The organism is Longimicrobium sp. (genome assembly GCF_036388275.1).
Classification (GTDB): Bacteria; Gemmatimonadota; Gemmatimonadetes; order Longimicrobiales; family Longimicrobiaceae; genus Longimicrobium.
The window spans coordinates 1-2,123 of record NZ_DASVSF010000077.1 but is presented as its reverse complement, the minus strand read 5'-3'; the positions used below and the strand labels follow the sequence as shown (position 1 = coordinate 2,123).

At 66.6% G+C, this 2,123-nt stretch carries 3 protein-coding genes; 1 reads left to right on the top strand and 2 read right to left on the bottom strand.

All coding sequences use genetic code 11. The features are described from left to right. Positions 1-460: 460 nt before the first annotated feature. Complete coding sequence (locus tag VF632_RS28085; protein WP_349264005.1) at positions 461-802, top strand: YcbK family protein; 342 nt, start codon at positions 461-463, stop codon at positions 800-802. Positions 803-922: 120 nt separating this feature from the next. Here the strand turns inward: VF632_RS28085 and VF632_RS16115 are convergent, their stop codons facing one another. Beyond that, positions 923-1,072, bottom strand: a complete 150-nt coding sequence (locus VF632_RS16115; protein WP_331023946.1) for a hypothetical protein — start codon at positions 1,070-1,072, stop codon at positions 923-925. 122 nt (positions 1,073-1,194) lie between these two features. Next, positions 1,195-1,839 carry a hypothetical protein gene (locus VF632_RS16110; protein WP_331023945.1) on the bottom strand — a complete coding sequence of 215 codons (645 nt, stop codon included), beginning with the start codon at positions 1,837-1,839 and terminating at the stop codon, positions 1,195-1,197. Positions 1,840-2,123: the final 284 nt, after the last annotated feature.

Sequence of the window (2,123 nt, the reverse complement as noted above, 5' to 3'; positions counted from 1 at the left end):
GGTTACCCTTTGTCCACAGAGTACACTCGGAAGTGCAGGTTCTGAGGCGCAGCGGACTTGCTCGGAACCAGTGCTTTCAGGGGGCCAGAGGCATGCCGATAGCGCGGCCTAGTCGCTCGGACGGTCGGCGCCCACCTGGCCGATCAATGGCTCGGCTCACAGCGCCGATAACCAAGCATGAGCAAACACAAGAGCAGCCTGGAGGAAAGCCGACGACTGACGCCGTTTTGGCGCTCACTCTCGGCCGCTGTGAATGCTGGGCCGCCTTCGGTGCTTGTCGTCGTCTGGGCGAGTGGGCACAGGATCGATGCTGTCGTTGCGGCATCTCTGTTGTGCGTCGTCAGCGCATCGCTGCGTGGCTGGCTGGGCACCAGGCCCTCCAATGCACCGACTACGTCCGATGCGTCGACCGTCAACTAGAGGGTGACGCTTTCTTCCGCAACTGGATGGATGGCTACTGATGGGCGACTTGTCGGCGCACTTCGACAGCAACGAGTTCCGGTGTAAGCACTGCCGAGGGATAGTCCCGATCAGCCCGGCACTGATTGCGTGCTTGGAAGCGATCAGAGCCGGCACAGGTAAGCCCCTGGTCGTCGTCAGCGGCTACCGGTGCCCGGCGCACAACAAGGCCGTGGGCGGCGCGTCAGCCTCGCAGCACCTGTTCGGGACCGCCGCCGATATCCCCCCGTTCCGCGCAACGGCGGCTGCAGCTGCGCGCTGCGGCGCGCGAGGGATCGGCACACGGGGCCCCTGGGCCGTCCACGTGGACGTCAGAGCGACGCCCGCGACCTGGGCCTACTAGGCGTCCGGCTCACCCAGGAACGCCGCCAGGACGGCGGTGGCGTCCGCGTCGACCAGGCCTAAGAGCGTGAGTTCCTCGTGCGCGATCTCCAGAGGGTCCATGTCCCGCACCGTACATGGCCTAGTCCGCGAGGCGGGGCGGTGGCTGGTCGACGATGACGCCGTCGACCTCGTTCACGGCGAAGTACCGCGAGTAGACCAGCGCCAGAGTCGCTTCCGCCGCGACGTACATGCCGTCCAGGAACGGCGACCCCTGCGAGTAGACCGCCACCTCGCCCTGGTCGCTGCGCTCGACCGCCTGGCCGGCGACCAGGCCCTCTCCCGCCGCCGTCGTGCTGACCCACCACTTCTGCGCGCCTCCTGGGATGGGTCGACGTGACCCCAGGGGGCCTCCTAAGGGGTGAGGGCCGCCGCCACGTACGCCTCGTCCAGGCTGCTGCGCCTAGACCGGATGGTGTCGACCACGCGCCCTACGCGGATACCGGTGACCGCACGCTTAGCCCCCGCGCCGGCACGGCTGTAGATGGTGACGGGCCCGAAGTCGGCGGCGTTGACGGCATTCACGAACGCGGTCGCGCCTGCGACGAAGATGTCCTGATCGGCGGTCGTCATGCGTCCGTCAGCGCCGATTCCCAGGCACGGAGTGGGCGTGTAGAACCGCCCGGACGACGCGAATCCGCGCGCCCTGTCGGTGGTGAGAGAGATGGCCACGGAGCACTGCGGGGCCTGGGTCAGCGTCTCGGCGGAACCCGGCACGGCAGGCGTCAGGAACTCGATGGTCGGGTCGGCGTCACCGACGTACTTACCGTCCGTCCCGATGTAAGCGTGCTTGACGCCCAGGAGACGCACCTTGTTGCTGATCCGAGTGCCGCCCATGAATGCGGCCCCCGCCGCTGCCATCGCGTCCATGACTGCCGGTGAGGGGTCGCCCGAAGTCGTGAAGCCGCTGTCGACGCGCAGACCGAATTGCCAGGTCTCACTCACCGTCCACCCGTCTCCGAACCAAGTGAACAGGCTGTGTGCCTCGGGGAAAGCCATCGTCTGTGTGTCCTCTCGGTGGGCGCGTGCGCCTACGGTAGTACCCACAGGTAGGCGCTGTCACCTGTGGACAACTGTTCGAAGGGCGATTCGAACACAAGTTACCGACGTTTAAGACGCGCCCAAGGACCTGCGATGATCGTGGTTACCCTTTGTCCACAGAGTACACTCGGAAGTGCAGGTTCTGAGGCGCAGCGGACTTGCTCGGAACCAGTGCTTTCAGGGGGCCAGAGGCATGCCGATAGCGCGGCCTAGTCGCTCGGACGGTCGGCGCCCACCTGGCC

Bases quoted from the DNA above. Each gene is read 5' to 3' on its own strand.
- VF632_RS28085 (WP_349264005.1), top strand. From the start codon at position 461: ATGGGCGACTTGTCGGCGCACTTCGACAGCAACGAGTTCCGGTGTAAG.
- VF632_RS16110 (WP_331023945.1), bottom strand. From the start codon at position 1,839: ATGGCTTTCCCCGAGGCACACAGCCTGTTCACTTGGTTCGGAGACGGG.